Source organism: Cupriavidus oxalaticus, from assembly GCF_016894385.1.
GTDB lineage: Bacteria > Pseudomonadota > Gammaproteobacteria > Burkholderiales > Burkholderiaceae > Cupriavidus > Cupriavidus oxalaticus.
The window spans coordinates 468,097-487,579 of the sequence record NZ_CP069812.1; the positions used below are offsets into that span (position 1 = coordinate 468,097).

Sequence of the window (19,483 nt, forward strand, 5' to 3'; positions counted from 1 at the left end):
CGAAGCCGGGAATTGCGGGACGGAGCGGTATCGGCCGGGCAGCCGCGTCAGATATCCAGCTTGGTGATCTTGGAGCCGTTCACCGAGACGTCGAACATCAGGCCGGCATTGGTCTGCACGAAGGCAATCACCGGCTGCTGGCTGGTCAGGGTGTCGAGCCTGCCGTCCGCGCCGACCTTGGCCACCGCCACGTTCGCATCGGCGCCGGCGGTCCAGCCCTTGCTGGAAACAAATTTGCTGTAGGCCTCCGGGGTCATGAACATGATGATGACGGCCTTGGACTGCCCGCCGGCGGTCAGCCCGACCGAGGCCTGGGTCGTGCTGTAGTAGCCGACCGTCGCGCCCTTGGACCGCAGCGCGCCCTCGCCGTATTCGCCGCCTACCACCAGGCCGGCCGAGATGACACGCGGGAACACCAGGACCCCCTGCGCACGCTGCGCCAGGTCGCGTGCACCGGCGTTGGCGGCGAACAGCCGGTTCAGCGCTCCGTCCACCCCGGCATCGATTTCCTGCTTCTTGGCGACCGGATCCTTCGAGGCGCTGCTGCCGGTGGTGGTGCAGCCTGCCGCCATTGCGGTGGCAACGAGCAGGCCCGAGCCGGCAACCCGGGTAACAAAGTGGCGACGATTCATAGGTAACCTCCTGGTGGGGAAAAGTACCGCGCCCGGCACGGCGGCTCAGTTGGCGCTGGCCGCCGCAGGGGCCTTGACCGTAATGGCCACGACTTCGCGGTAGACAAGCTTGGCCATCTGTCCGCGCTTGATCTGGTTCAGGTCGATCGCGGGATCCTCGACCTTGACGGTGCGCAGCGTCTCGCGTGGCCCGCGGAACGTGACCAGGCGCTTGGCCGGATCGATCTTGGTGATTTCCGCGGTCACCGTGGTGGTGATCTCACGCATGACGCCCGGCTTGCCGCCCTCGGCGGCGCGCGAGGTGCGATCGACCTGCTCGGCCATGGCGGTGGCCTTGCTGTCGAGCGGTTCCAGCGATGCCACCAGCGCGGCGCCGCGCGTCACGGTGACGATGTCGCCCTTGCGGACCTGGCCGAAGTTCTTCGCCTCGTCGCCCGCGACCAGCTCGACCACATTGCCGCGCGGGCCTTGCACCAGCACGGCCTTGGAGGTGGGGTCGATATCGATGATCTTGCCGCTGATCACGGCTTCCTCGGCGACGCCGACGGGGCCCTGCGCACGCTGGGCATTGGCGTTCCCGGCAGCCAGTAATGCGAATGCGGCACTGGCCAGGGTGGCGGCGAGCAGGGACGAAGCGGAACGGCGCAGGCGACGGCTCATGGCATTCCTTGCAAGGACGGAAACCGGTTCACAATGGCGCCGCAACCCCGGCGGGCAGCCCTTGGGCAACCCTGCCGGGCGGTCATCGGCGGGCACCAGGCAGGTGCCGATGAAGCCATTGTGGACAATGGGCCATGGGCCAGCAATCCACTTCGAAAAAATTTGGGGGGCGAGATTAAAACGTTTAATTGGCTGATGCCGACGCCCCGTCGCCGCGCCTTATTGCCCGTCGAGCAACTCGCCGCCGCCGCCAGCCTGCGGCGACGCCAGCCCGAAATGCCGGTAGGCCGCCGCCGTGGCCACGCGCCCGCGCGGCGTGCGCTGCAGGTAGCCCTGCTGGATCAGGTAGGGTTCGAGCACGTCCTCGATGGTGTCGCGCTCCTCGCCGATGGCCGCGGCCAGGTTGTCCACGCCCACCGGGCCGCCGCCGAACTTGTGCAGCACCGCTTCCAGCAGCTTGCGGTCCATCAGGTCGAAGCCGACGCGGTCGACGTCGAGCATGGCCAGCGCGGCATCGGCCATCTCGCGCGTGATGGTGCCGTCGCCCTTGACCTCGGCATAGTCGCGCACACGGCGCAGCAGCCGGTTGGCGATACGCGGGGTGCCGCGCGCGCGCCGCGCGATCTCCAGCGCGCCCTGCGGATCGATGCTGGCGTGCAGCAACTGGGCCGAGCGCGTGACAATCCGCGCCAGTTCCTCGGCGTTGTAGAACTCCAGCCGCGCCACGATGCCGAAGCGGTCGCGCAGCGGATTGGTCAGCATGCCGGCGCGCGTGGTGGCGCCCACCAGCGTGAACGGCTGCAGGTCGAGCTTGACCGAGCGGGCCGCCGGGCCTTCGCCGATCATGATGTCGATCTGGTAATCCTCCAGCGCCGGGTACAGGATCTCCTCGACGACCGGCGACAGCCGGTGGATCTCGTCGATGAAGAGCACGTCGTTGGCTTCCAGGTTGGTCAGCAGCGCCGCCAGGTCGCCCGGGCGCTCCAGCACCGGGCCGGAGGTCTGGCGCAGGCCCACGCCCATCTCGCGCGCGATGATATGGGCCAGCGTGGTCTTGCCCAGGCCCGGCGGGCCGAACAGCAGCACGTGGTCGAGCGCCTCGCGCCGCTTGCGCGCGGCTTGCATGAAGATATCGAGCTGCCCGCGCACCTTTTCCTGGCCGACGTACTCGTCGAGCAGCTTGGGCCGCAATGCCCGCTCGAACGCCTCCTCCTGCGACGAGGCGGGGGCGGCGGAAATCACGCGGGCGGGGGCGGAAAGCTTGTCGGTCTCGATCATGGCGCAAATGGGGGATACCCCGGAAAAGACCCCGCCATTCTACGCCTCAGCCCTTGGACAAGGCCTTGAGCGCCAGCTTGATGCCCTCGGACACGCCGGTGCCGGCCGGCACCTGCTTGATCGCCGCGCCGGCCTCCTTCTCCGAGTAGCCCAGCGCGAGCAGCGCGTTGAGCACATCGACGGCGCTGTCGGGCACCGCCGCGGCGCCGGGTACATGCCCCAGTTCCGCGCCCAGCTTGCCCTTGAGCTCGAGCAGCAGCCGCTCGGCGGTCTTCTTGCCGATGCCCGGCACGCGCGTCAGCCGGCCCGCTTCCTGCAGCGTGATCGCCTGCGCCAGCTCGGACACCGACATGCCTGACAGCACCGCCAGCGCCATGCGCGCGCCGATGCCGCTGATCTTGATCAGCTCGCGGAAGGTATTGCGCTCGGCCGTCGTGCCGAAGCCGTACAGCAGGTGCGCGTCCTCGCGCACGATCAGCTGGGTCAGCAGCGTGACCGGCTGGCCCGCTGCAGGCAGGTTATAGAAGGTGCTCATCGGTACGTCGACCTCATAGCCGACGCCATGGCAGTCGACCAGCAGGTGCGGGGGATTCTTCTCGATGAGGGTGCCGGCGATGCGTCCGATCATGTCTGGGTTGGTTGGGTAGGGGATGAGGCGGCCGCAAGTGTACCCCGCGGCCGTATTGACGCAATATTGCCGCCTCAGCGATTTGTATCGACCGCGCGGCGCCCCAGCGCCGGGTCGTCGGTGAAGAAGCCATCGACGCCGGCCGCGATGAACGCTTCCAGCTCGCGCACCATGCCCGACGGGCTGCGCGTGGCCTCGTCGCCGCCGGTCTGCAGCGCCTTGGGCAGGAACCTGTTTTCCGGGCGGAAGGTGTAGGGATGGACGAACAGGCCGGCGGCATGGGCCTGGCGGACCAACGCGGTCGGCGCGGCGAGCGCGCCCTCGGCGTCGCGCGGCACGACGCTGCTTTTCTCCGGGCCGATGCCGTCGGCGTAGGTCGCCACTTCGCGCAGGCCGGTCGTATTCAGCATGTCGCCGAAGGTGCGGTTGTCGCCGGCAAGCTTCCAGTCGGCGGGGCTCTTGCGCGGGTTGCCGACCAGCTGCACCAGTTTGACGTTGGACTGCGCGTGGCCGAGCGTGCGCCGCAGCGCGCGCAGGCTGCCGCCTTCAAAGCACTGGATGAACAGCGGCGCTTGCCCGAGGTAAGGCTGGGCGCGCACCGCGGCGGCGAGCTTGTCTTCCATGGGCAGGCCGATGCCGCGGAAATAGCTCGGATGCTTCAGCTCGGCGTAGATGCCGATGGGCTTGCCGGTGCGCAGCGACGCCTGCTCGGCAAGGCGAACGATCTCTTCGAAGGTGGGGATCTCGAACTGGTCGTTCAGCCGCGCATTGGCCGGGCGCAGGCGCGGGATGCGCTCGCGCGCGCGCAACGTCTTGAGCTCGGCCAGCGTGAAGTCTTCGGTGAACCAGCCGGTCAGGCGCTCGCCGTCGATGACCTTGGTGCGCTTGCGGTCGGCAAACTGCGCCACGTCGGCGACATTGGTGGTGCCGGTGATGTCGTTCTCGTGGCGGGCCACCAGTACGCCGTCGCGGGTCATGACGAGGTCGGGCTCGATCGCATCGGCGCCGTCCTCGATCGCCTTGGTGTAGGCGGCCAGCGTGTGTTCGGGGCGCAGCGCGCTGGCGCCGCGATGGGCGATGACCAGCGCCTTCGGTTTCTCCGCGGCGGGGGGCTGCTGCGGCGTGCCTGGTGCCGGGGCCGGCGCCGGCGGCGCATGGGGTTTCGGCCGGGGCGCGGTGGCACAGCCGGCGACCAGCACGGCGCAGGCCGCGACCGTGGTGACGGGAAACCGCCAGCGCCGCAAGGCAAGCATGACGGGGCGGGCGAGGACATCGATCTGGCTTGGCATTCAGTATTCCTGCGGGAAGACGAATGCCCGATTGTAAGAGACGCGGGAGGCTGGCTCAGCCGACCAGCCGGCCGCGCCGCACGCGCATGCCCTTGCGCGCCAGTTCCGGGGCCATGCCTGCAAGCGTGCCCAGCGTATCGCCGCCATTGGCATGGCAAATGGCCACGCCCAGCGCATCGGCGGCGTCGCTGCCGGGCTGGCCTGGCAGCATCAGCAGGCGGGTCACCATCTCCTGGACCTGCGCCTTGTTGGCGCGGCCGTAGCCGACCACTGCGACCTTCAGCTGCAGCGCGGTGTATTCGAATACCGGCAGGCCGTAGCCGACCAGCCCGCAGATCGCCGCGCCGCGGGCCTGGCCGAGCAGCAGCGTCGATTGCGGGTTGACGTTGACGAAGACCTTTTCGATCGCGGCGCAGTCGGGGGCATAGGTGCGGGAGATCTCGCTGATGCCGTCGTAGAGCGTCTTCAGCCGTTCCGGCAGGCTCTCGTTGCCGTTGCTCTTGATCGTGCCCGAGGCGATGTAGGCAAGCTTGTTGCCTTGCTTCTCGATCACGCCAAAGCCGGTGGTGCGGAGGCCGGGGTCGATGCCTAGGATTCGCATATGGGGTTGGTATGGGTCTTGGCGCTGTTGGCACTGGTGACATCCTGTCGGCCGTTGAACCGCCTGGTTCCGCCCTCCTGGGCGGGTCACTTTTTGTCCGAGCGACAAAAAGTAACCAAAAAGCGCGTTTACGGCCCTGCGGGCGGCCACTCTTATCGTAGTATGCGGCGGATTTCGTACGGGGCTTTGCTTCGTTGCAGGGCAGGACTGCCTGACGCCGTGGTGCGCCACGGGGGCTCGGCGTTGAAGCGATGATTGAACGAGCCCAGAGCTGTGGCGGGCCCCTGCTGCCGGCCGCAACGTAGGAACGCCTACGGCTGCGCTGCGCGCCGTCAGCATCTCAGGTCATGGGGTCGGGCACGGAACGCGTTGCGCTCGCTTGGCGCTATCGCCGATGAGCCCACAAGCCTGTCCCTCCCCGCTTGTTTGCTCCCCTCTCCCGCGAGCGGGAGAGGGGCCGGGGGTGAGGGCCAGAGCCCCCACGGAGTGCCAGGGCACCACACCTACGATACTGAGCGCGCGCAGCGCAGCCGAAGGCGTCCCACCGATATCGCGTTTAGCAGGCGGCCTACGCCCGGCATGGGGATCGTCCAATAGTGGATTAACGCAGCCACGATCCCAAACTCACCTGGCGTAGCAGCTTCGAACTACCACCCACATCGAACGGAAATCACCACCGCCCGAACCACCCACGCCGCCAACTTGATAGCCAGCCGCTCAGGCGACGCGCTTTTTGGTTACTTTTTGGCGCTCGGCCAAAAAGTGACCCGCCCAGGAGGGCGGAACCAGGCGGTTCAACGGCCGACAGCATGTCATCAACCGCGACAGCGGGCGCTTGAACGGCCGACAGCATGTCACCAACAGCGACCAGCCCAGCCGTCAAACAAAACAAAACCGCTTAGTGCCTGAAATGCCGCGTCCCAGTCAACACCATCGCAATCCCCCGCTCATCCGCCGCAGCAATCACCTCATCATCCCGCACCGACCCACCCGGCTGAATCACGCAGGTAGCACCCGCATCCACAACCACATCCAACCCATCACGGAACGGGAAAAACGCATCCGACGCCACCGCGGAACCAGCCAGCGTCAGCCCGGCATTCTGCGCCTTGATGCTGGCAATCCGAGCCGAATCCACACGGCTCATCTGCCCCGCACCAACACCCAGCGTCATGCCACCACCACAGAACACAATGGCATTCGACTTGACGAACTTCGCCACCCGCCACGCAAACATCAGGTCATCCATTTCCTTCGGCGTCGGATGACGGCGCGTCACCACGCGCAACTCCGAAGGCTGAACATTCTTGGCATCCGGGCTCTGCACCAGCAGGCCGCCGCCAACACGCTTGAAGTCGAACTGGTTGATCCCCTTGCCCAGCGGAATCTCCAGCAGGCGCACATTCTGCTTGGCCGCGAACACCGCGCGCGCGGCGGCGCTGAACGACGGTGCGATCAGCACTTCGACGAACTGCTTGGCCACCGCCTGCGCAGCGGCTTCGTCCAGTTCCACGTTGAAAGCGATGATGCCGCCGAAGGCCGAGGTCGAATCGGTCTTGAACGCCTTCTCATACGCTTCCAGCGCGTTGGCACCCAGCGCCACGCCGCAAGGATTGGCGTGCTTGATGATCACGCAGGCAGCCCCGTTGGCCGCATCGAACGACTTCACGCATTCCCACGCCGCATCGGCGTCGGCGATGTTGTTGTACGACAGCTCCTTGCCCTGCAGCTGCACGTAGTTGGCCAGCGCGCCATCCACGGCCTTCAGGTCCCGGTAGAACGCCGCCGATTGATGCGGGTTCTCGCCGTAGCGCATTTCCTGGACCTTGTCGAACGCCAGGTTCAGCGTCTGCGGGTAGGCGCTGCGGGCCTGGTGCGACTTGTCCGCACCCAGGCTGGTCAGGTAGTTGGTGATGGCACCATCGTACTGCGCCGTGTGCGCGAACACCTTGGTCGCCAGGCGGAAGTTGGTGTCATAACCAACCGCATTGCCGTTGGCACGCATTTCGTCGAGCACCACGGCATAGTCGGCCGGATCGACGATCACGGTCACGTCGCGGTGGTTCTTGGCCGCCGAGCGCAGCATGGTCGGGCCACCGATATCGATGTTCTCGATCGCGTCCGGCAGCGTGCAGTCATCCTTGGCCACGGTCTGCTGGAACGGGTACAGGTTCACCACCAGCAGGTCGATCGTGGGGATGTTGTGCTCGGCCAGCGCGGCCATGTGCTCGGGCAGGTCGCGGCGCGCCAGGATGCCGCCGTGGACCTTCGGGTGCAGCGTCTTGACGCGGCCGTCGAGCATTTCCGGGAAGCCGGTGTAGTCGGCCACCTCCGTCACGGGCAGGCCGCTGTCGGCCAGCAGCTTGGCGGTGCCGCCGGTGGAAAGCAGCGTCACGCCGAGCGCGTTCAGTTCGCGCGCGAATTCGACGATGCCGGTCTTGTCGGAAACGGAAAGGAGGGCTTGCTTGATCATGGCTGTGGGAAACGCTTCAAATTCAAAGTAAACCGTGCTGCTGCAGTTTCTTGCGCAGCGTGTTGCGATTGATGCCCAGGTAGGCGGCCGCCAGCGACTGGTTGCGCTCGGCGCGCACCATCACGGCTTCCAGCAGCGGCCGTTCGACGGCCTCGAGCACCATGTTGTACATATTGGAAGGCTCTTCACCGTCCAGGTCGCGAAAATACGTGTCCAGGCTGTCCCGGATGCACTGGTCGATAGCGTTGCGGCTCATGCGGCAAGCAACTCCCCATTATTGTTGTTGTTCGCTTCGTCTTTATCCTGCTTGCCCTGGTCGTCGTCCACGTACACCAGCCGGTCCGAGAACTGCGCCTGCTCGTCGAAGAAGGCGTTGACCGCGGCCAGCTGCTCGGTGGTGGATTCCAGCGTGTTCATCCGGTGCCGGAACAGGTTCGCGCCGCGCAGGCCGCGCGTGTACCAGGCAATATGCTTGCGCGCGGTGCGCACGCCGGTGAACTCGCCGTAGAAGGCGTAGTGGTCTTCCAGGTGCGCGTTCATGATCGCGCGGATCTCGGCCACCTCAGGCGACGGCAGCATCTCGCCGGTCTTCAGGAAGTGCTCGATCTCACGGAACAGCCACGGCCGGCCCTGTGCCGCGCGGCCGATCATGATCGCGTCCGCGCCGGTCAGCGCCAGCACCTGCCTTGCCTTCTGCGGCGTGGTGATGTCGCCGTTGGCGACCACCGGGATCGAGATCGCTGCCTTGACCGCGGCAATGGTCTCGTACTCGGCGTCGCCGTGGTACAGGTCGGCGCGGGTGCGCCCGTGGATGGTGAGCATGCTGATGCCCGCGTCCTCGACCATGCGCGCGATGCGCAGCGCATTGCGGTTCTCGCGGTTCCACCCGGTGCGGATCTTCAGCGTGACCGGCACGCGCTCGCCGACGGCGGCGACCACTGCCTCGACGATGCGCACCACCAGCGGCTCGTTCTGCAGCAGCGCCGAGCCGGCGGCCACGTTGCACACCTTCTTGGCCGGGCAGCCCATGTTGATATCGATGATCTGCGCGCCACGGTCGACGTTGTAGCGCGCCGCCTCGGCCATCATCGACGGCTCGGCGCCGGCGATCTGCACGGCGATGGGCTCGACCTCGCCGGCGTGGTTGGCGCGGCGCATGGTCTTTTCGCTTTTCCACAGCTGTGCGTTGGACGCCACCATTTCCGATACCGCATAACCGGCGCCGAGCTGCTTGCACAACTGGCGGAACGGCCGGTCCGTCACGCCCGCCATAGGGGCGACAAACAGGTTGTTGCGGAGTTGGTGAGGTCCGATCTGCACGTTAGGGCGACGATAAGGCGGCGATAAGGCGACGATAAGGCGACGATAAGGGCGGCGGTTCTGCTGGGCCCTGCCGCCCTGGCGGCGCGCGCCGCCGAAGGGATCGGGATGGCCTGCTCTGGTTCGGGAGACCTGCTTGCGGCGATCGGGCGAAACAGAGACGAAACGGAAAAACATGTCCCTGCCGAAACTGCAGCCGGCGATGGGTCGGGACATGTGCGAGGGCGAGATTCTACCGCCAAACGGGAGCGACTGCCCAAGAATTGAGCATCGATGGCGCAATCTGCAGCGCGATCCGTGGTGCGTGGCGCATGCGCCACAGATCGCCGATGCCGTCTTCAGCGGCGCATGCCGAACATCATGTGGCGCGCCAGCGCGTGCCGCAGCGGCGGCAGGCAGGCCAGCGCCGCCAGCGACGCCCCGCGGGCATGCGCGGCCAGCGGGTAGGGCACGCCGAACAGGCGCGGCAGCAGGTCGGTGACCCCGATGGTGACGGCGCGGTCGAGCCGATGCCGGCTGGCAAAGGCCTGCAGCGCCTGCGGCGTGCAGGCGGCACGCAGCGAGTCGGCCAGCGCGAAGGCGTCGCGCAGGCCCAGGTTGAGGCCCTGGCCCGCCACCGGGTGCAGCGTCTGCGCCGCGTTGCCGACCGCCGCGATGCGGCCGCTGACCGTGACCGGCGCGGCGTTCAGCCCCAGCGGGAAGGCATGGCGCTTGCCCGCCAGCGTGAAGTAACCCATGCGGTCGCCGAAGGTGCGGCCGAGCTCCAGCGCGAACTCCGCCTCGGGCAGCGCCAGCCTTCGCGCCGCCTGTTCCGGCGGGCAGCACCATACCAAGGCGTAGCCGGCGATGCCATGCTCGTCGTGCGGCAGCAGCGCCAGCGGACCTTCCTCGGTAAAGCGCTCCCAGGCCCAGCCCGGCTGCGGGCGCGAGCAGGCCACATGGGCGATCACGGCGGTCTGCCCGTAGTCGCGCGTGCGCGCGCCGCGGCCCTGGTGCCGGGCCTGCTCGTGGAACAGGCCACCCTCGGCCTGTATCGCCACCCTGGCGGTAAAGTGCGCTGCCTGCCCGTCATGGGCAGTGCCGGTCAGCCGCACCGTGCCGCCGTCGGCATCGTCGCCGGTGCCGGCGGAGGGCGGCTGCTCGATCTGGTCGATGCGGGTCTCGAATATGCGCTGCAGCCGGTCGGCCGGGCAAGCCTGCGCGGCGCGCGCGAGGGCGCGTTCGAGCACATCGCACAGCTCGCCATAGCGGACCACATAGCCCAGGGCCGGCACGCCGTAGTCGTCATGATGCAGCCGGACATGGCCGAAGCGGCCGCGCTGCGACACGTGGATATGCTCGATCGGGCTGCCGGGCACGGGCCAGGCGCCGATCTGCTCGAGCAACTGGCGGCTGCCGTGCGACAGCGCGATCGCGCGCGGGTCGCGCGCGGCGCGCGCCGGCGTGGCCGCATCGATCAGCGCGACGCGCCAGTCCGTGGTGCGCAGCAGCTGGCAGGCCAGCGCCAGTCCCACCGGGCCGCCGCCGACGATGGCGATGTCGCGGATATCAGCTGGCGCGGCCGGCATCGTCACTGCCTCCTGCATTGCCGCCCGGGGCATCGCTGCCGCCGCCGGTTTCGCCGGCCCCGCGCTTCCAGCAGATCGCGTCAGTGCGCGACTTGCCGGCCGCGGCGTCGCGCAGCGCATTGTCGAGCTTCTGCTGGTTGAAGCCGGGCAGCGCGCGCAGCTGCTCGAGCAGCGCGGCATAGTTGGCGGCATCGGTCGGAACCACGCAACCCTGGCCGCTGTCGGGCGCGCCGACCAGGATCAGCCAGGCAGCGCCCGCCCAGGGCTCGCGGTTGGAGACCCGCACCACGACGCGTTCCAGCGTGTCCCACGCGATCTCCTCGCGCTGGCCATCAGGGCGGTGCACCACGACGCGGTCGTCGAACAGGTTGATGATGAACGGTTCCGAGGGGTCGCGCGCTTGCGCGGCCGCGGCCTGGGTGCTGCCCTGGCCGGGAAAGAGTCTGCGCAGCCAAGAGATCATTGCCGGCCTCCGGCATCGCGCATCAGCGCTTCGATCTCGTCGGCATGCACCGGCACGCCGCGGGTGATCAGCTCGCAGTCGCCATCGGTCACCACGGCGTCATCCTCGATGCGGATGCCGATATGCCAGTAACGTTCCGGCACGTCCTGCGCCGGACGCACGTAGATGCCGGGCTCGATGGTCAGCACCATGCCCGGCTGCAGCGGCCGCCACGGACGCTCGCCTTCGCCGCCATGGCTGGCGACGCGGTATTCGCCCACGTCGTGCACATCCATGCCAAGCCAGTGCCCGGTGCGGTGCATGTAGAAGCGGCGGTAGCTGCCGCTGGCCAGCACGTCGTCGAGCGAGCCTTCCTTGTTGCGGTCGAGCAGGCCGGTATCGAGCATGCCTTGCGCGAGCACGCGCACGGCGGCATCGTGGGGCACGTTGTAGGGCACGCCGGCGCGGGTTTCGGCGATCGCGGCTTCCTGCGCTGCCACCACCAGGTCATACAGCTCGCGCTGCGCCGGCGAAAAGCGTCCCGACACCGGGAAGGTGCGGGTGATGTCCGAAGCGTAGCCGTCAAGCTCGCAGCCGGCGTCGATCAGGCACAGGTCGCCGTCCTTCAGCTCGGCCGGGCCGGCGCGGTAGTGCAGCACGCAGGCATTGGGACCGGTGGCGACGATCGAGTTGTAGGCCACGCTCTGCGCGCCGTGGCGGCGGAATTCATAGAGAAGCTCGGCTTCGAGGTGGTATTCGCGCAGGCCCGGGCGCGTGGCCTGCATCGCGCGGACATGGGCCCCGGCGGAGATTTCGCCCGCGCGGCGCATGATCGCCAGCTCGCCCGCGTCCTTGAACAGCCGCATCTCGTCGAGCAGCGTGCGGATATCGATCGCCACCGACGGCGCCGACACCCCGGCGCGGCCCTGCATGCGCACCGCGTCGAGCCAGCGGCGCATCTGCATGTCGGTGCAGGTCGACTCGGCCAGCGGGTAGGCCACCTGCGCGCGATTGGCCAGCAGCGGCGGCAGCGTCGCGTCGATCTCTTCGAACGAATGCGCCTCGTCGAAGCCAAACGCGGCGCGCGCCCCTTCGGGGCCGTAGCGGAAACCGTCCCAGATCTCGCGCTCCTCGTGCTTGGGGCGGCAGAACAGGATGCTGCGGTCGGCATCGGCCGGGTCGCCCGGCGCGCCGGCCACCAGCACCAGCACGGCCTCGGGCTCGGTGAAGCCGGTCAGGTAATAGAAATAGCTGTCGTGCCGGTACGGATAGTCGCTGTCGCGGTTGCGCATGGCTTCCGGCGCCGTAGGCAGGATCGCCACGCCACCGCCGCCGGCGCGCAGGTGCTGCAGCACACGGGCGCGGCGTTCGCGGCAGGCGGCGAGGAGGGCGTTGTCGGGTGCGGACATGATATGGCCTGGGAAGAGAAGAATCAGGCCGATTCTAACGCCGGCAGGCGCGTTGCAGCGCCGGTGAAGCAAAAGGCGCGTCGCGCCACTGCCATGGCGCTGCTCCGATACCCCGCGATCAGCGGCCGGCGGCGGCGGCCGGCACAGGCGCAATCCTGGCGTCCAGCTCTGCCAGCTGCGCCGGCGTGCCAACGTTTTCCCAGCGCCCGTCGAAACGCTCTCCGCTGGCGGTGCCGGCGGCGATCGCGGCGCGGTAGAAGGGTGTCATGGCGACCCGCGTGCCAGCGGCGATGCCGGCAAACAGGCGCGTATCGTACAGGCCGATATTGCCGAAGGTGAGGCGCTCGCCGTGGATCGGGTGCTCCTCCAGCGAAAGCCGTCCTTGCGCGTCCATTCCGAAATCGCCACGCGGATGGAACGCCGGGTTGGGCACCATGACCAGGTGCATGCGCGGCTCGGCGGCGCCGGCCATCGCGGCGGCGCGGGGCAGCAGCTTGCGGAAGTCGTAGTCGCAGAAGATGTCGCCCGACACGGCCAGGAAGATCTCGCCGCGGGCCGGGTCGTGCGACAGCAGCGGCAGGGCCTTGGCGATGCCGCCGGCGGTCTCCAGCGCCTCGGTTTCGGGCGAGTACGCGATGCGCACGCCGAAGCGGCTGCCGTCGCCGAGCGCGGCTTCGATCTGCGCGCCGAGCCACGCGTGGTTGATGACGATGTCGCGCAGGCCGGCGCGCGCCAGCGCCTCGATCTTCCAGACGATCAGCGGCTTGCCGCCCACGGCCAGCAGCGGCTTGGGGCAGGTATCGGTCAGCGGGCGCATGCGGTCGCCGCGGCCGGCGGCGAAGATCATGACCTTCATCAGAACAGGGCCTCCAGGGCAAGCAGCGTGGCCATGCCGCCGGCGATGGTCCAGCCGACGCTGCGGGTACGCGCGGCGATCAGGATGGCGACCACGCCGGCCACCAGCCGCGCATTGGTTGGGGTGAGCGCGAGTTCGCCGCCCTGCATCAGCAGGTCGGGGGCGATCAGCGCCGACAGCATGGCGGCCGGGACGAACTGCAGCGCGGTGCGGAACCACGCCGGCAGCCGCACGCGGCCTTCCACGGCAATGAACGACAGGCGGATAAGGAAGGTCGCCAGGCCGGCGGCCAGGAAGACCCATAGCAAGGTCAGCGCATTCATGCGGCCTCCTTGCCGACCGAGCCGGCGCGATCCGCCGCGCCGGCCCGGCGCGCGCCGGGGCGGTTGCCGCGGCCCAGCAACAGCATGCCGGCGGCGATGCCGCCCAGCGCCGCCACCATCAGGCCGAGCTTGTGCGGCAGGCCGTAGCAGGCCACCGCCAGTATGCTGGCGGCCACCGCGGCGGCCACGTGCGAGCGGTGCCTGAGACCGGGCACGATGATGCCGATGAAGGTCAGCGGCAGGAAGAAATCGAGCGGCCAGTCGCGCGGCACCTGGGCGCCGACCAGCACGCCGGCCAGCGTCGACACCTGCCAGCTGGCCCACAGCGCGAAGCCGCCGCCGAAGTAATACCAGTGGCGGTATTGCGCGCGCGGGCCGGTATCCCCCAGCCGGTGCGTCATCGCGGCGAAGGCCTCGTCGGTCAGCAGGTAGGCGATCAGTGCCTTCCAGCGGCGCGGCAGGTGGGCCAGCGTGGGCGCGATGGTGGCGGAATACAGGGCGTGGCGCAGGTTGACCATGGCCACCGTCAGCGTGATCACCACCGCGGGCGTGCCGGCGGTCCACAACTGGGTCAGGATCATCTGCGAGGCGCCGCCGAACACGATCGCGCTCATGGCGCAGGCGAGCCACGCCGGCATGCCGGCGCCGACGGCCAGCACGCCGTAGATCAGGCCGAACGGCACCACGCCAAGCAGCATCGGCGCGAGCGCGCGCGCGCCTGCCAGCCATTCGCCGAAGGCGGTGATGGCGGGACTGGCGTCGGAGGCGTGCGGCCGGGCCGGGTCGTTGGCGTCAGGCACGTCGTCAGAAGGTATAGCCGGCCGGGCTGGCCACGCCTTCCAGCGCATCCAGCAGGCGGATCAGCTTGCGCAGCTCGCTGTAGCGGCCGGCAACGCTGCGGGTGTACTTCAGCACCAGCGGCAGGTTGGCGAGGTAGCCGTCCTTGCCGTCGCGGTGGTACAGGCGCGCGAAGATGCCCAGCACCTTCAGGTGGCGCTGCAGGCCCATCCATTCGAAATCGCGGTAGAACTCGCCGAAATCGGCATTGACCGGCAGGCCGGCCTTGCGCGCGCGCTCCCAGTAGCGGATCAGCCAGTCGAGCTGCTGTTCCTCGTCCCATTCGATATAGGCGTCGCGCCACAGCGAGACCGCGTCATAGGTGATCGGGCCGATCACCGCGTCCTGGAAATCCAGCACGCCGGGATTGGCGCCGCCGTCCAGCACCATCAGGTTGCGCGAGTGGTAGTCGCGGTGCACGTAGACCTGCGGCTGCGCCAGGTTGTTGGCAAGCAGCGTATCCATCACTTCACGCAGGTCGGCCTGCTGGGCGTCGCTCAGCGTGGCGCCAAGGTGCCTGGCCACGTACCACTGCGGGAACAGGTCGAGTTCGCGCTGCAGCAGCGCGCGGTCGTAGGCGGGCAGCTCGCCGGGGCGGGTGGCGGCCTGGATGCGGACCAGCGTCGCGGCGGCGTCGGCATACATGCCATGGGCCGTGGAATCGTCCAGTCGCGACAGGTAAGTCTGGCTGCCCAGGTCCGCGAGCAGCAGGAAACCCTGCGCCAGGTCCTGCGCGAGCACGGTCGGCACGGTTACGCCGGCCGCGCCGAACAGCTGGCAGACGTGGATGAAGGGGCGGCAGTCCTCGTGTGCCGGCGGCGCGTCCATGACGATGGCGGTCGGGTGCGCCGGGTTGCCGGTACGCACGCGGAAATAGCGCCGGAAGCTGGCATCGGCCGATGCGGGCACGCAAGAGTCGGGATCGGCGGACCATGCCGGGCCAAGGCCGGACACCCAGGCCTTGAGCTGGTCCAGGCGCGGGTCGTGGGGAAGAGCTGCCATACAGGAAGGGCGCGGAAAAATATCGTGGAGCGGGGGAGGCCGGCCGCAAGGGCAGGTTTGGATGCCCCGTATAATACCCGACCAGACCCGGGCGCCGGGCGGCCCCCGGGAGGGGCCTTCGTTGCCCCGCAGCCTGTTCTGGCAGGGGTTGGCGGCTTGCAGGCGGCCGCGGCCCACGCCGAGACTGACAACCCGTGCGAATGACCGAACAACGACGAACACCGAATAACAAGGCCTTGCTTTCGCCTGCCCCCCCTGGCGCCGCCGCCCGCGCCAGGCGCGCCGGCCGCCTGAACGCGGGCCGGCTGCGTCCGCTGGTGCTGGCCATGGCCGGCCTGTCGGCCGGCGCCCAGGCGCAGATGTCGGGCTCGGCGATTCCGGACCTGGACCAGGTCGAGCCGGTGTTCGAAGCCGCACCACAGGCGCCGGAGCCGCCCACGGTCTCCGGCGAACTGGTCCCGCGGCTGGCCGAGCCCCCCAAGACCAGCGAGCCCGATTCCGGCGCGCCGACGTTCATCGAGGGCGACCGCATGACCGGCTACAGCGAGCGCGGGGTCGAACTCGAAGGCCATGCCGAGCTGCGCCGGGACGGCGGCGTGGTCAAGGGCGACAAGCTGAGCTACGACCAGGATACGGACGAGGCCCATGCCCAGGGCAACGTGCGGCTGTCGCGCAGCGGCACGCTGGCGGTGGGGCCCGAGGCCAAGCTGAAGGTCGAGGCCAACGAAGGCTACATGCTGTCGCCGGACTACTACTTCCAGCAGACCGGCGGCGCCGGCAAGGCCGAGCGCATCGATTTCCTGGACAAGGACCGCAGCACCATCAAGCGGGCGTCGTACACCACCTGCTCGCCGGACAACGCGGACTGGTATTTCAGCGCGAACCAGATCGACCTGGACAGCGACCGCCAGGTGGGGGTGGCCTATGGCGGCGTGCTGAATTTCTTCGGGGTGCCGATCGCGGCGGCGCCGGCATTCAGCTTTCCGCTGAACGATGACCGCCGCAGCGGCTTCCTGGCGCCGTTGATGGGTTACGGCTCGCGCTCGGGTTTCGACCTGACCATGCCGTACTACTTCAACATCGCGCCGAACCGCGACCTGACCATCTACCCGCGGCTGATGACGGAGCGCGGCCTGCAGCTGGGCGGGGAGTACCGCTACCTGGGACAGGGCTATTCCGGCCGCATCCGCGCCGAATTCCTGCCTGACGACCAGAAGACCAACTCGAACCGCTGGGCCTACTCGATCCAGCACAACCAGAGCCTGGCCAAGGGGCTGAACGCCTACCTGAACGTCAACCGGGTCTCGGACGACCAGTACCCGGACGATTTCAACCGCAGCGTGGCGCAGTCCGCGCAGCGCCAGTACGTGCAGGAAGGCGGCGTCACCTACAACTGGCAGGATTTCTTCCTGATGGCGCGGGTGCAGAAGTTCCAGACGCTGCGCCCCAGCGAGCCGTCGTACGAGCGCGAGCCGCAGCTCAACGGCAAGTACATCCGCTATGACCTGGGCGGCTTCGACGTGCAGGTGGAGGGGGACTACACCCGCTTCCGCATCCCGCTGACGTCCACGGGCTTCCAGCAGCCGCAGGGCGATCGCATGTACATCCAGCCGAGCATCAGCTACCCGATCGTGCGCGCCGGCTGGTATGTGACGCCGAAGGTCACGTTCAATGCGACCCAGTACCAGATGGAGTCGCAGGACAATACGCCCAACGCGCAGACCAATTTCTCGCGCGTGCTGCCCACCGTCAGCCTGGATTCGGGCATGACGTTCGAGCGCGAGGCGCCGACCATGAGCCGGCTGTTCGGCGTGAACTACCTGCAGACGCTGGAGCCGCGCCTGTTCTACGTCTATACGCCGTTCCGCGACCAGAGCCTGTTCCCGCTGTTCGACACGGTCCAGTCGGACTTCGGCTACGGCCAGATCTTCAGCGAGAACCCGTTCACGGGCTACGACCGCATCGCCGACAACAACAAGATCACCGGCGGCCTGACCACGCGCCTGATCGAGTCGGATTCCGGCATCGAGCGCTTCCGCGGCACCATCGCGCAGCGCTACGACTTCACCGGGCAGCGCGTGCAGATCAACGGCACGCTGGAGGACCCCAAGCCCGGCGCCTCCGATCTGCTCGCCGCGACCACCGTCCAGATGTTCCGGGGCTATTACCTGGACATGGGCGTGCAGTACAACCTGGATACCGACCGGGTCAACTACGGCAACGTGGCGTTTTCATACCGCCCGGAGCCGCGCAAGGTCTTCAACGCCGGCTACCGCTACCGCCGTCCGACCGCCGTGACCGACAACACCGCGATCGACCAGTTCGAGCTGTCGGGCCAGTGGCCGATCACGCGGCGCGCCTACGCCATCGCGCGCTTTGCCTTCGACCTGAGCGCGAGCCAGATGGTCGATACGCTGGCCGGCGTCGAATATGCCGCGGACTGCTGGGTCGGCCGCGTGGTCTACCAGCGTTTCCGCAACACCACGCAGGGCTACACCGGGCGGGTCTTCCTGCAGGTGGAGTTCCGTGGCCTTTCCAAGATCGGGTCCAATCCGCTGAACATCCTGCGCCTGAACGTGCCGGGCTACGAGCCCGTGTCCGCCAAGCCGGTGCCGACGACCCAGTACGATCACTATGAATGACGGATTAAGATGAAACGTCAAGAATTCGCCGTGTTTTCCTTTCTCATGACGTCGTGGCACCGCCTGCTGCTGCCGGCCGTGCTGGCTGCGATCACCGTACCGGCCGCCGCGCAGCTGAAGGCACCGGGCGCGGGACGTGCCACCGGCATCTTCGTGCCGCAGTCGTCCGACGTCACCGCGCCGGCGAGCCAGCCCAAGCTCGGCGTGCCGCAGCCTGGCGACCAGAAGCGCTCGCAGCTGGTCGACGAGGTGGTCGCCGTGGTCAACAACAGCGTGATCACGCGTCGCGAGCTGCTCGACCGCGCCGATGAAATCGAAGGCCAGCTGCGCGCCGCCGGCCGCCCGGTCCCGCCGCGCGCCGACCTGCTCGGAGAGGTGCTGGAGCGCCTGGTGATGGAACGCGTGCAGACCCAGGCCGCGCAGGACGCCGGCATCCGCGTGACCGACCAGGAGATCGACCGCGCCATCGAGTCGGTGGCGCAGCAGAACCGCATGAACGCCACCGAGCTGCGCCGCCGCGTGGAAGCCAGCGGCATGACCTGGACCAAGTACCGCGACGAACTGCGCAAGCAGGTGCAGGTGATCCGCCTGCGCGAGCGCGAGGTCGATTCCAAGGTGCAGGTCTACGACGGCGAGATCGACAACTTCCTGGCTGCCCGCGGTGGCCAGTCCGCGGCCACCGGCCCGACCGAATACAACGTGGCGCAGATCCTCGTGCGCGTGCCCGAGAATGCCTCGGACGCACAGAAGCAGGCGCAGCGCGCCAAGGCCGAGGGGCTGCTGAAGCAGGCCCAGGGCGGTGCCGATTTTGCGCAGCTGGCGCAAGCCAGCTCGGAAGGCCCGGAAGCCGCGCAGGGCGGTGCCATGGGCTTTCGCGAGATCGGCCGCCTGCCGGCGCTGTTCGCCAACGCGGTGGTCGACCTCCAGCCCGGCGCCGTGGCGCCCCAGGTGGTGGAAAGCGCCGCGGGCTTCCACGTGGTCAAGCTGGTGGCCAGGCGCGCCGCGCCGGCATCCGGCCCGGCCGCGGCCGGCAAGATCACGCAGACCCAGGTGCGCCATATCCTGATCCGCACCGGCCCCAACATGCCCGAAGCCGAGGCGCGCCGCCAGCTCAGCACGCTGCGCGACCGCATCACCCACGGCGGCGACTTTGCCGACGCGGCCAAGCGCTTCTCGCAGGATGGCTCGGCGCAGAACGGCGGCGACCTCGGCTGGGTCTCGCCGGGCGAGCTGGTGCCCGAGTTCGAGCAGGCCATGAGCCGCCTGCGCCCGAACGAGATCTCCGAGCCGGTGGTCACGCAGTTCGGCGTGCACCTGATCCAGGTGCTGAACCGCCGCGAGACCGAGCTGTCGCCCGAGAAGCAGCGCGACTTTGCCCGCGCCGAGGTCCGCGAACAGAAGCTGCGGGCCGCGTATGATGACTGGGTGCGCCAGCTGCGCTCGCAGGCGTACGTCGAGTACCGCATCAACCGGCAGCGCTGAAGCGCGCAAGCGCCGCTCACCCGCCCTCCCGACCACGCCGA

18 protein-coding genes are annotated in these 19,483 nt (G+C 68.4%); 2 read left to right on the top strand and 16 right to left on the bottom strand.

Translation table 11 applies throughout. The features are described from left to right. Nucleotides 1-47: 47 nt before the first annotated feature. The 16 genes from JTE92_RS14515 to JTE92_RS14590 form a co-directional block, all read right to left on the bottom strand. Complete coding sequence (locus JTE92_RS14515) at nucleotides 48-632, bottom strand: BPSL1445 family SYLF domain-containing lipoprotein (RefSeq protein ID WP_063236796.1); 585 nt, start codon at nucleotides 630-632, stop codon at nucleotides 48-50. A 45-nt stretch (nucleotides 633-677) separates the two neighbouring features. After that, complete coding sequence (locus JTE92_RS14520; protein ID WP_232353218.1) at nucleotides 678-1,292, bottom strand: hypothetical protein; 615 nt, start codon at nucleotides 1,290-1,292, stop codon at nucleotides 678-680. Nucleotides 1,293-1,511: 219 nt separating this feature from the next. Beyond that, a complete protein-coding gene (ruvB, locus tag JTE92_RS14525) occupies nucleotides 1,512-2,570 on the bottom strand; it encodes a Holliday junction branch migration DNA helicase RuvB (RefSeq protein WP_063236797.1) in 1,059 nt (352 codons plus the stop codon). A gap of 46 nt (nucleotides 2,571-2,616) precedes the next feature. Further along, the gene (gene ruvA, locus JTE92_RS14530) at nucleotides 2,617-3,198 is read right to left on the bottom strand and encodes a Holliday junction branch migration protein RuvA (RefSeq protein ID WP_063236798.1); all 582 of its coding nucleotides are present in this window, start codon (nucleotides 3,196-3,198) and stop codon (nucleotides 2,617-2,619) included. Between the two features lie 74 nt (nucleotides 3,199-3,272). Next, the gene (locus tag JTE92_RS14535; RefSeq protein ID WP_063236963.1) at nucleotides 3,273-4,451 is read right to left on the bottom strand and encodes a glycerophosphodiester phosphodiesterase; all 1,179 of its coding nucleotides are present in this window, start codon (nucleotides 4,449-4,451) and stop codon (nucleotides 3,273-3,275) included. Nucleotides 4,452-4,542: 91 nt separating this feature from the next. After that, complete coding sequence (ruvC, locus tag JTE92_RS14540) at nucleotides 4,543-5,088, bottom strand: crossover junction endodeoxyribonuclease RuvC (RefSeq protein WP_063236799.1); 546 nt, start codon at nucleotides 5,086-5,088, stop codon at nucleotides 4,543-4,545. Between the two features lie 898 nt (nucleotides 5,089-5,986). Beyond that, nucleotides 5,987-7,561: a bifunctional phosphoribosylaminoimidazolecarboxamide formyltransferase/IMP cyclohydrolase gene (gene purH, locus JTE92_RS14545; protein WP_063236800.1), complete on the bottom strand. Its 1,575-nt coding sequence runs from the start codon at nucleotides 7,559-7,561 to the stop codon at nucleotides 5,987-5,989. A gap of 22 nt (nucleotides 7,562-7,583) precedes the next feature. Further along, complete coding sequence (locus tag JTE92_RS14550) at nucleotides 7,584-7,817, bottom strand: Fis family transcriptional regulator (RefSeq protein ID WP_019447044.1); 234 nt, start codon at nucleotides 7,815-7,817, stop codon at nucleotides 7,584-7,586. Next, nucleotides 7,814-8,881 carry a tRNA dihydrouridine synthase DusB gene (gene dusB / locus JTE92_RS14555; protein ID WP_084254417.1) on the bottom strand — a complete coding sequence of 356 codons (1,068 nt, stop codon included), beginning with the start codon at nucleotides 8,879-8,881 and terminating at the stop codon, nucleotides 7,814-7,816. The genes JTE92_RS14550 and dusB overlap by 4 nt, the downstream gene beginning before the upstream one ends. A gap of 338 nt (nucleotides 8,882-9,219) precedes the next feature. Then, entirely contained in the window at nucleotides 9,220-10,449 is a 1,230-nt protein-coding gene (locus tag JTE92_RS14560; protein ID WP_063236802.1) for a UbiH/UbiF/VisC/COQ6 family ubiquinone biosynthesis hydroxylase, read from the bottom strand. Beyond that, nucleotides 10,430-10,912 (bottom strand): hypothetical protein, encoded by a 483-nt coding sequence (locus JTE92_RS14565; protein ID WP_063236803.1) that lies wholly within the window; start codon nucleotides 10,910-10,912, stop codon nucleotides 10,430-10,432. Before JTE92_RS14565 ends, JTE92_RS14560 begins: the two co-directional genes overlap by 20 nt. Then, nucleotides 10,909-12,300 carry an aminopeptidase P N-terminal domain-containing protein gene (locus JTE92_RS14570; protein WP_063236804.1) on the bottom strand — a complete coding sequence of 464 codons (1,392 nt, stop codon included), beginning with the start codon at nucleotides 12,298-12,300 and terminating at the stop codon, nucleotides 10,909-10,911. The genes JTE92_RS14565 and JTE92_RS14570 overlap by 4 nt, the downstream gene beginning before the upstream one ends. Nucleotides 12,301-12,418: 118 nt before the next feature. Then, on the bottom strand, nucleotides 12,419-13,156 hold the full coding sequence (gene murU / locus JTE92_RS14575; protein WP_063236805.1) for an N-acetylmuramate alpha-1-phosphate uridylyltransferase MurU: 738 nt from the start codon (nucleotides 13,154-13,156) through the stop codon (nucleotides 12,419-12,421). Next, nucleotides 13,156-13,479: an AzlD domain-containing protein gene (locus JTE92_RS14580; RefSeq protein ID WP_063236806.1), complete on the bottom strand. Its 324-nt coding sequence runs from the start codon at nucleotides 13,477-13,479 to the stop codon at nucleotides 13,156-13,158. The genes murU and JTE92_RS14580 overlap by 1 nt, the downstream gene beginning before the upstream one ends. After that, a complete protein-coding gene (locus tag JTE92_RS14585) occupies nucleotides 13,476-14,177 on the bottom strand; it encodes an AzlC family ABC transporter permease (RefSeq protein ID WP_232353341.1) in 702 nt (233 codons plus the stop codon). The genes JTE92_RS14580 and JTE92_RS14585 overlap by 4 nt, the downstream gene beginning before the upstream one ends. A 106-nt stretch (nucleotides 14,178-14,283) precedes the next feature. Continuing rightward, nucleotides 14,284-15,318, bottom strand: a complete 1,035-nt coding sequence (locus JTE92_RS14590) for an aminoglycoside phosphotransferase family protein (protein ID WP_063236808.1) — start codon at nucleotides 15,316-15,318, stop codon at nucleotides 14,284-14,286. Nucleotides 15,319-15,518: 200 nt separating this feature from the next. On the opposite strand from JTE92_RS14590, the gene JTE92_RS14595 reads away from it, so the two are divergent. Both JTE92_RS14595 and JTE92_RS14600 read left to right on the top strand, forming a co-directional pair. Continuing rightward, on the top strand, nucleotides 15,519-17,960 hold the full coding sequence (locus tag JTE92_RS14595) for an LPS-assembly protein LptD (RefSeq protein WP_063236809.1): 2,442 nt from the start codon (nucleotides 15,519-15,521) through the stop codon (nucleotides 17,958-17,960). A 9-nt stretch (nucleotides 17,961-17,969) separates the two neighbouring features. Continuing rightward, on the top strand, nucleotides 17,970-19,442 hold the full coding sequence (locus JTE92_RS14600; RefSeq protein WP_063236810.1) for a peptidylprolyl isomerase: 1,473 nt from the start codon (nucleotides 17,970-17,972) through the stop codon (nucleotides 19,440-19,442). The last annotated feature ends 41 nt before the right edge of the window (nucleotides 19,443-19,483 follow it).

What these genes read in the sequence shown, in the direction of transcription:
- JTE92_RS14515 (WP_063236796.1), bottom strand. Translation starts at nt 632, where the DNA reads ATGAATCGTCGCCACTTTGTTACCCGGGTTGCCGGCTCGGGCCTGCTC.
- JTE92_RS14520 (WP_232353218.1), bottom strand. Translation starts at nt 1,292, where the DNA reads ATGAGCCGTCGCCTGCGCCGTTCCGCTTCGTCCCTGCTCGCCGCCACC.
- ruvB (WP_063236797.1), bottom strand. Translation starts at nt 2,570, where the DNA reads ATGATCGAGACCGACAAGCTTTCCGCCCCCGCCCGCGTGATTTCCGCC.
- ruvA (WP_063236798.1), bottom strand. Translation starts at nt 3,198, where the DNA reads ATGATCGGACGCATCGCCGGCACCCTCATCGAGAAGAATCCCCCGCAC.
- JTE92_RS14535 (WP_063236963.1), bottom strand. Translation starts at nt 4,451, where the DNA reads ATGCTTGCCTTGCGGCGCTGGCGGTTTCCCGTCACCACGGTCGCGGCC.
- ruvC (WP_063236799.1), bottom strand. Translation starts at nt 5,088, where the DNA reads ATGCGAATCCTAGGCATCGACCCCGGCCTCCGCACCACCGGCTTTGGC.
- purH (WP_063236800.1), bottom strand. Translation starts at nt 7,561, where the DNA reads ATGATCAAGCAAGCCCTCCTTTCCGTTTCCGACAAGACCGGCATCGTC.
- JTE92_RS14550 (WP_019447044.1), bottom strand. Translation starts at nt 7,817, where the DNA reads ATGAGCCGCAACGCTATCGACCAGTGCATCCGGGACAGCCTGGACACG.
- JTE92_RS14560 (WP_063236802.1), bottom strand. Translation starts at nt 10,449, where the DNA reads ATGCCGGCCGCGCCAGCTGATATCCGCGACATCGCCATCGTCGGCGGC.
- JTE92_RS14565 (WP_063236803.1), bottom strand. Translation starts at nt 10,912, where the DNA reads ATGATCTCTTGGCTGCGCAGACTCTTTCCCGGCCAGGGCAGCACCCAG.
- JTE92_RS14570 (WP_063236804.1), bottom strand. Translation starts at nt 12,300, where the DNA reads ATGTCCGCACCCGACAACGCCCTCCTCGCCGCCTGCCGCGAACGCCGC.
- murU (WP_063236805.1), bottom strand. Translation starts at nt 13,156, where the DNA reads ATGAAGGTCATGATCTTCGCCGCCGGCCGCGGCGACCGCATGCGCCCG.
- JTE92_RS14580 (WP_063236806.1), bottom strand. Translation starts at nt 13,479, where the DNA reads ATGAATGCGCTGACCTTGCTATGGGTCTTCCTGGCCGCCGGCCTGGCG.
- JTE92_RS14585 (WP_232353341.1), bottom strand. Translation starts at nt 14,177, where the DNA reads ATGCTGCTTGGCGTGGTGCCGTTCGGCCTGATCTACGGCGTGCTGGCC.
- JTE92_RS14590 (WP_063236808.1), bottom strand. Translation starts at nt 15,318, where the DNA reads ATGGCAGCTCTTCCCCACGACCCGCGCCTGGACCAGCTCAAGGCCTGG.
- JTE92_RS14595 (WP_063236809.1), top strand. Translation starts at nt 15,519, where the DNA reads ATGACCGAACAACGACGAACACCGAATAACAAGGCCTTGCTTTCGCCT.
- JTE92_RS14600 (WP_063236810.1), top strand. Translation starts at nt 17,970, where the DNA reads ATGAAACGTCAAGAATTCGCCGTGTTTTCCTTTCTCATGACGTCGTGG.